This is a genomic window from Citrobacter sp. Marseille-Q5395 (assembly GCF_947057495.1).
Taxonomy (GTDB): Bacteria; Pseudomonadota; Gammaproteobacteria; order Enterobacterales; family Enterobacteriaceae; genus Citrobacter; species Citrobacter murliniae.
In genome coordinates this window covers 1-7,862 of record NZ_CAMSEL010000044.1, presented here as the reverse complement: position 1 = coordinate 7,862, position 7,862 = coordinate 1, and the positions used below count along the sequence as shown (strand labels likewise).

The following is a 7,862-nucleotide window of genomic DNA, read 5'->3' as shown; positions in this document are numbered from 1 at the left end:
GCGATCAACAACCTGTTTGACTGCTTCAGTTTTAAACTCTTCAGGATAACGCTTACCGCTCATGGGCACCTCTCTTTAAGTCATCTTAAATGACTCTGAGGTGTCTGTTAAACGCGTGGCGATTCACTTAGTAGGGAGACTCAAGAAAGGGATTACTGAAAATACCTGGTGATGAGAACTGCTTTAGTAAACTACTTTGTATGCTGTCTGTCATTCAAACCGACGACGCTATTAACTCATGATGCTCTGGATTACGCAACTTTTATTTTAGCCGTCCAGATATCCTTAGTGCTAAAAAATAGTTCTGGCTTTATTTCTCCTGATACGTATAGTGCACCCCGTTATATCTATTAAGGAATTTATTTGTCTCGTAAAATGACAGGAATTGTCAAAACCTTTGACTGCAAGAGTGGCAAAGGACTCATCATCCCTTCAGATGGTCGTAAAGATGTTCAGGTTCACATTTCAGCGTTAAGCCCCCACGAATCAGAAGTACTCACTCCAGGCATACGTGTAGAGTTTTGCCGGATCAATGGTCTGAGAGGACCAACTGCCGCCAATGTCTATCTTTCATAGCACAGTATCTGATGCATGCCCCTGTTCGACACATCTTTAAACGACGGATGAAGCCATATTGCTGAAACTCTCAGAAATGGCTGAGTACTGAGGGTCTCTGGGTTCCAGACTAATTTCGAATGGTAATTGCCTCGAAACTAAGGCTTCCTTGCAAGGTAAATAGCGGTAACAAAATTACGCTTCACCTTTCCTCCAAAATCCTTTTTCACTACCCTCTCTATCTCATTGAGGAATTGCGTGCGCTCCATTTCACTCAGTCGAGCAACCGGTGAAAATGTTGAAATCAATTGTCTGGTCTGTCGGGCATCCATTTCTGATTCCCATCTGAACTCATCACTAATAATCTCGGTAAACCCGGCTTTTGCCAGATCATTGAGCCTTTCTCTTTTTTGTAGTGGGTAAGGATGGCGGTGACCCGCCTTATGTGAAGGACTGGCGCTAAGGGAGGCAAACAAGCGATCTGTTCTTTGCATGAATGCATCCTCGTTATGCGGGTCGCCAAAAACAGTCCACCACATAGCAAACCATCCTCCGGGACGCAGAAGCTGGAATATCCTTTCGAGTCCGCTCACGGGTTCGATCCAGTGAAAAGAGGTGGCTGCAATCCCCAGGTCAAAGCAGCCGGGCTGTAGTAGTACGTCCTCAAAAGTGGAATTTATAATCGAGAATGAGTCCTGCGAATACCGACCCAGTCTTTCCTTTAACTTTATAGCCAGATTGTGGTCAGGTTCGATTGCACTTACCTGATATCCCATATCAAGCAGATGTTCCGTTGCTTGCCCGGTCCCAGGCCCAATCTCGAAGGCCCTCCGGCAGATTTCTGGTCCGCAATGCTCTTTAAGTAATGCAAATATATGTAACGGGTAATCAGGTCTGCCCTGCTGATATGCATTCGTATCTCTGCCAAATAAAGCCCGCCCTTCGTTAAGCGGAATGTGCTCTTGCATCATCTTTCTATCCTTCAAATTGTCTAACAATTTCGAGTGTCAGACACTCAGTCAGCAACGTTGTGCCGGATATTTTAACTCGTCGCATGTCCTTACCCAGCGCAGGGATAAACCTACCCCCAACATGAGTAAATAACTTCAACGAATAGAAAGGAATTATGAGTTTTCCACACAAAACTGACTCTGCGTTATTCGAAACGGTGATAAAACAAGCGGGTGACTACCGGAGCTGAGCAACTGTCTACCAGTGTAACTCCAGCATTCTCATATTCAGCCTGATGGATCTTCCCTATGGCAACATGCTTTACGGTGTTTCCTTGAGTCGGATGGCCAATAAGGATTGTGTGCAGATAGCCCTGCTCAACGAGAAACTGAAATGAATACCCAAATATGCTCCAATTACAAAGTGATAGTGCCATTTTTTCAAAGTTATTAGAGGATTATTATTCTGTTGTATAATACTGCGCACTTTAACTAAATGACGTGAGTGCGACCATGATTGATACTTCCCTACCCTTGACCGATGTCCATCGCCACCTTGATGGTAATATCCGCGCGCAGACAATTCTCGATCTTGGCCGTCAGTTTAATTTGACACTCCCGGCTCAGACGCTTGAAACACTGATTCCTCATGTACAGGTCACATCGACAGAACCGGACCTGGTCAGCTTTTTGTCGAAGCTTGACTGGGGTGTGAAAGTCCTGGCATCTCTGGATGCTTGTCGCCGCGTGGCATTTGAGAATATTGAAGACGCCGCGCGTAACGGTCTGCACTATGTTGAGTTGCGCTTTTCTCCGGGCTACATGGCAATGGCGCATCAACTTCCGGTAGCGGGTGTGGTTGAAGCGGTCATCGAAGGTGTACGCGAAGGCTGTAAGACTTTCGGCGTTGAAGCACGCTTAATTGGTATTATGAGTCGTACCTTCGGCGAGACTGCTTGCCTGCAGGAGCTGGAGGCATTACTGGCACATCGCGACCACATTACCGCACTGGATCTTGCCGGTGACGAACTCGGTTTTCCGGGTAGTTTATTCCTGTCACACTTCAACCGTGCGCGCGACGCGGGTTGGCACATTACTGTTCATGCAGGTGAAGCCGCTGGCCCGGAAAGCATTTGGCAAGCCATCAGAGAACTGGGTGCAGAGCGTATTGGTCACGGGGTCAAAGCGGTAGAAGATCGTGCATTAATGGATTTTCTCGCCGAGCAACGAATCGGTATTGAATCCTGCCTGACATCTAACATCCAGACCAGTACGGTCGCTTCACTGGCAGTACATCCGCTGAAAACGTTCCTTGAGCATGGTGTTCTGGCCAGTCTGAATACTGACGATCCGGCGGTTCAGGGCGTAGATATTATTCACGAATACACCATTGCGGCCCCGGCTGCTGGATTGACCCGCGAGCAAATCCGCCAGGCGCAAATCAATGGACTGGAAATGGCATTCCTGAGTGATGAAGAAAAGCGGGCTCTGCGCCAGAAAGTGGCAACAGCGTAACCGTGTGATGCGTTAATGCATGATGGCATTAACGCATCAACCGCCTGCGATCAGATAATTGCAGGCGGTTGATAAACTCGATCAGGCAAGGCACAGCGTGGATCGGTGTTTAGCCGACTCAATACCAAGCTCAATCAATTCCATAATTTGAATTGCCTGTCTGGCCGGAACCGGATTCTCACCGTTTCCATTTAGCGCATCTCGGATGCCCGCATAGTAAGCGGGATAATTACCCGGTATGGTAAGCAGGGTTTCTTCAACGCGTTCTTCGCCTTCAACCCGCGTCAGTACGCCATCTCGCATGTCGTAGCCCCAGTCTTCCTGCGGCAAACGTTCGCCATTTTTCAGACGTTCTTCCTGAGGATCAAGACCATACTTTACATAGCTCCCGCGCGATCCGTGAACGATGTAGCGTGCAGATTCAGCAGCAGCCAGCATTGTGCCGTGCAAAATCACCCGACGCTGCGGATAAGTCAAAATAGCATGGAAATAATCTGTCGATTGCGCGCCGGGACGAAGCTGAGCCAGATCAACCGTCAGACTGACAGGCAAGCCGAACAGGTTGATCGCCTGATCCAGAAGATGAGGTGCCAGATCGTACCAGATACCACTTCCAGGCCCCCCCTGTTCGCGCCAGCGGTCTCGGACCTGGGGACGGAAACGATCGAAGTGGGATTCAAAATAAGCCACTTCGCCCAAAACACCATCTGCCAGCAGAGCTTTCAGCGTCAGAAAATCACTGTCCCAACGACGATTATGGAACACAGAAAGCACTCGTCCCAGACTGCGCGCCAGCATATCCAGCTCACGAGCTTGTGACAGTGTCACGGTAAAAGGTTTATCAACAACCACATGTTTCCCGGCTTCCAGCGCGGCTTTTGCTAACGGGAAATGGGTGTCATTCGGCGTGGGGATAACAATTAAGTCAATGCTGGGATCATCAAACAAATGCCGTGGCTCAGACACAACCGCCACCGAAGGCCAATCCGCTTTAACTTTTGCTTCGTCACTACTGGACACCGCCGCCAGTTCAAGACCCGGTGTACCGACTATCAGGGGGGCATGGAAGGTTTTACTGGCATAACCGTAGCCGATTAGCCCAACGCGGATGTTGTCACTCATGTCATTGCCTCTCATTTCAGGTCCGATCTATTTCACACCATACATAGCAACGTCACAACCGTTTAATAACCTCTACACGATAATGGTTGTTACTTAACTTAAGTCAAACATATGTCACTTAGAGTAAATTTGCTGCGAAAAAGTCAGAGAAATCGTTCCCAATGCTCTTGCCGTATTATTTATTGATTAGTAACATTTGTGCCTTGTGTTTAAGGATAAATCAAAGCAAATGTCGTCAGTAATGAATCGTCTTATTGAATTAACTGGTTGGATTGTTCTCGCAGTCTCTGTCATCCTGCTGGGTGTTGCCAATCATATTGATAACTATCAGCCGCCGGAACCAACAGCAACCTCAGTGCAGAAAAAATAAGCCTCACCAATTCTTTATAGCCCAGCACTGTCCGCAGTGACTGCTGGGTTTAGCTGCAAAAGATGAAATTTTGTCAGAAAAAGCGAATTATGGCGCTTCCGCCCCTGGGCATATTGCCTGCGATTGCGAAGCGCGTTACCCTTTCCCCTGGTGCAGACAGCATCTGCTTTTCTACCGATATGAATAATCTTATTTTTGTATTTGCACACTGGTTCGCTTTTATCTGTGCAACATTGTTTATTTCTTAATATTCACTACTCCGTTGGTATTATTTTATTAATATGGATCTCCGTTTATGACTGTTCAGGACTACTTATTAAAATTCCGCAAAATCAGTTCACTCGAAAGTCTGGAAAAACTGTTCGATCATCTTAACTACACGCTGACCGACGATCGGGACATTATCAATATGTATCGTGCTGCGGACCACCGCCGCGCGGAGCTTATCTCCGGTGGACGCCTGTTTGATGTAGGCCAGGTGCCAAAGTCAGTCTGGCATTACGTGCAATAAACAAGAAGTAGCGCTCAACGTTAAAAGCTTTATAATAATTGCCCCAAAATGAACGGCACGTCTGTTCATACGCGTAAACCTGGAGAAGAGATGACTACGACACCGGCACAACGTATCGGAGGCTGGCTACTTGGGCCACTGGCCTGGCTGTTAGTTGCGTTGTTGAGCGCTTCGCTGGCGTTATTGCTTTATCTCACTGCGCTGGCAACGCCGCACACATTTAAAATGCTCGGTGAACAAAGCCCGATAAATCTGTTCTTGTGGGGTATTTCCTTTATTACAGCTATCGCCATGTGGTACTACACGCTGTGGCTGACCATCGCGTTTTTCAAACGCAGACAGTGCGTCCCTAAGCATTACATTATATGGCTGCTAATTTCCGTGTTGCTGGCGATTAAAGCGTTTGCGTTTTCACCAGTCCCGGACGCTTTTGCCGTACGCCAGCTATTGTTCCCTTTGTTAGCTGCTGCACTGCTGGTGCCCTATTTCAAACGCTCGCAACGCGTTAAGACAACGTTTGTGAACCCGTAATAACCTTACAGTTAACCTGTTGTCGCCTGTTGTAGATTGACAGATAATAGGCGGCTTTTTTATTTCAGGCCGAAAAATGACTGATTACCTGCTGCTGTTTGTCGGAACTGTACTGGTCAATAACTTTGTACTGGTCAAGTTTCTGGGGCTTTGCCCCTTTATGGGTGTTTCCAAAAAACTGGAAACCGCAATGGGTATGGGCCTCGCCACGACTTTTGTCATGACGCTGGCATCTATTTGCGCATGGTTGATTGACACCTGGATCCTCATCCCGCTCGATCTCATTTATTTGCGCACGCTGGCCTTTATCCTGGTCATCGCTGTGGTCGTGCAATTTACCGAAATGGTGGTGCGCAAAACCAGCCCTGCGCTGTACCGTCTGCTGGGGATCTTCTTACCGCTGATCACCACAAACTGTGCGGTACTGGGCGTCGCATTGCTGAACATCAATCTTGGTCATAATTTTTTACAGTCGGCGCTGTACGGATTTTCCGCTGCTGTCGGCTTCTCACTGGTGATGGTACTGTTTGCTGCGATTCGCGAACGCCTCGCCGTGGCAGACGTCCCTGCCCCTTTTCGCGGTAATGCGATTGCGCTAATTACCGCCGGTTTAATGTCATTGGCCTTTATGGGCTTTAGTGGTTTGGTGAAGTTGTAATGAATGCTATCTGGATTGCCGTTGCCGCAGTGAGTCTGCTGGGTCTGGCGTTCGGCGCTATTTTGGGTTACGCCTCTCGTCGTTTTGCCGTAGAGGACGATCCAGTCGTGGAGAAAATCGATGAAATTCTCCCGCAAAGCCAGTGTGGACAGTGCGGTTATCCGGGCTGCCGCCCTTATGCTGAAGCCATAGGCTGCCAGGGTGAAAAAATTAACCGCTGCGCGCCTGGCGGTGAAGCGGTGATGTTGAAAATTGCTACTCTGCTTAACGTCGATCCGCAACCTATTGATGGCGAAGAGCAGGACCTTACGCCCGTGCGCATGCTGGCAGTCATTGATGAAAATAATTGTATTGGCTGCACAAAGTGTATTCAGGCCTGTCCGGTCGATGCCATCGTGGGCGCGACGCGCGCCATGCACACGGTGATGAGCGATCTCTGCACGGGGTGTAATCTGTGTGTTGATCCGTGTCCGACCCAATGTATCGAATTACGTCCAGTCGCCGAAACACCTGATAGCTGGAAGTGGGATTTGAACACTATCCCCGTGCGCATCATTCCCGTGGAACAACATGTTTAATCTATTCTCTGCATTCAGAAAAAACAAAATTTGGGACTTCGATGGCGGCATACATCCACCGGAGATGAAAACCCAGTCAAATGGTACTCCGCTGCGACAGGTTCCGCTGGCGCCGCGTTTTATCATTCCGCTGAAGCAGCATATTGGTGCTGAAGGTGAGCTGTGCGTAAACGTGGGTGATCACGTTCTGCGCGGCCAGGCGCTGACCCGCGGGCGTGGCAGAATGCTGCCGGTTCATGCTCCGACCTCGGGCACGATTACCGCCATCGCCCCTCACTCCACTGCGCATCCTTCGGCATTAGCCGAGCTGAGTGTCATCATTGATGCGGATGGAGAAGATCGCTGGATTGAACGCGATTGTTGGGCAGATTATCGCTCCCACAGCCGGGAAGAGTTAATTGCACGTATTCACCAATACGGTGTAGCCGGATTAGGTGGTGCAGGTTTTCCAACCGGCGTCAAACTGCAGGGCGGCGGTGATAAAATTGAAACGCTAATCATCAATGCCGCTGAATGTGAACCTTACATTACGGCTGATGACCGTTTAATGCAGGATTGTGCGGCCCAGGTCGTCGAAGGCATCCGTATACTCACGCATATTTTGCAGCCACGCGAAATATTACTCGGGATTGAGGATAACAAACCGCAGGCAATTTCAATGCTGCGTGCGGTGCTGGCAGACTCGCACGATATAAGCTTACGCGTCATTCCCACTAAATACCCTTCCGGCGGGGCCAAGCAATTGACCCAAATACTGACCGGGAAACAAGTTCCGCACGGTGGACGCTCCTCGGATATCGGTGTACTGATGCAAAACGTCGGTACTGCCTATGCGATTAAACGCGCCGTGATAGACGGAGAACCAATCACCGAGCGTGTTGTTACGTTGACAGGTGAAGCCGTCAGCCGTCCGGGTAACGTCTGGGCACGGTTAGGCACCCCTGTTCGTCATCTGCTGAATGACGCCGGTTTTTGCCCTTCTGCTGAACAGATGGTGATTATGGGTGGCCCACTGATGGGCTTCACCCTTCCCTGGCTTGATGTTCCCATCGTTAAGATCACTAACTGTCTT

10 protein-coding genes are annotated in these 7,862 nt (G+C 49.1%); 8 read left to right on the top strand and 2 right to left on the bottom strand.

The features are described from left to right. Positions 1–363: 363 nt before the first annotated feature. On the top strand, positions 364–576 hold the full coding sequence (gene cspH / locus OH663_RS25540) for a cold shock-like protein CspH (protein ID WP_071828923.1): 213 nt from the start codon (positions 364–366) through the stop codon (positions 574–576). 137 nt (positions 577–713) lie between these two features. Here cspH and OH663_RS25535 read toward each other — a convergent pair whose 3' ends face one another. Continuing rightward, complete coding sequence (locus OH663_RS25535) at positions 714–1,526, bottom strand: class I SAM-dependent methyltransferase (RefSeq protein WP_200013028.1); 813 nt, start codon at positions 1,524–1,526, stop codon at positions 714–716. A 492-nt stretch (positions 1,527–2,018) separates the two neighbouring features. On the opposite strand from OH663_RS25535, the gene add reads away from it, so the two are divergent. Beyond that, the gene (add, locus tag OH663_RS25530) at positions 2,019–3,020 is read left to right on the top strand and encodes an adenosine deaminase (protein WP_045442580.1); all 1,002 of its coding nucleotides are present in this window, start codon (positions 2,019–2,021) and stop codon (positions 3,018–3,020) included. Between the two features lie 81 nt (positions 3,021–3,101). Here the strand turns inward: add and OH663_RS25525 are convergent, their stop codons facing one another. After that, complete coding sequence (locus tag OH663_RS25525; RefSeq protein ID WP_048221507.1) at positions 3,102–4,142, bottom strand: oxidoreductase; 1,041 nt, start codon at positions 4,140–4,142, stop codon at positions 3,102–3,104. A gap of 241 nt (positions 4,143–4,383) precedes the next feature. On the opposite strand from OH663_RS25525, the gene blr reads away from it, so the two are divergent. The 6 genes from blr to rsxC all read left to right on the top strand — a co-directional run. Next, positions 4,384–4,512 (top strand): division septum protein Blr, encoded by a 129-nt coding sequence (gene blr / locus OH663_RS25520; RefSeq protein WP_045442577.1) that lies wholly within the window; start codon positions 4,384–4,386, stop codon positions 4,510–4,512. Between the two features lie 295 nt (positions 4,513–4,807). Continuing rightward, on the top strand, positions 4,808–5,023 hold the full coding sequence (gene ydgT / locus OH663_RS25515) for a transcription modulator YdgT (RefSeq protein WP_045442575.1): 216 nt from the start codon (positions 4,808–4,810) through the stop codon (positions 5,021–5,023). Between the two features lie 90 nt (positions 5,024–5,113). Further along, positions 5,114–5,554 carry a DUF2569 domain-containing protein gene (locus OH663_RS25510; protein WP_200013030.1) on the top strand — a complete coding sequence of 147 codons (441 nt, stop codon included), beginning with the start codon at positions 5,114–5,116 and terminating at the stop codon, positions 5,552–5,554. 76 nt (positions 5,555–5,630) lie between these two features. Next, on the top strand, positions 5,631–6,212 hold the full coding sequence (rsxA, locus tag OH663_RS25505; RefSeq protein WP_005121199.1) for an electron transport complex subunit RsxA: 582 nt from the start codon (positions 5,631–5,633) through the stop codon (positions 6,210–6,212). Beyond that, positions 6,212–6,790 (top strand): electron transport complex subunit RsxB, encoded by a 579-nt coding sequence (gene rsxB / locus OH663_RS25500; protein WP_045442568.1) that lies wholly within the window; start codon positions 6,212–6,214, stop codon positions 6,788–6,790. Before rsxA ends, rsxB begins: the two co-directional genes overlap by 1 nt. After that, the coding region (gene rsxC, locus OH663_RS25495; protein WP_263525923.1) for an electron transport complex subunit RsxC at positions 6,783–7,862 on the top strand (1,080 nt) is incomplete at its 3' end. The genes rsxB and rsxC, both read left to right, overlap by 8 nt.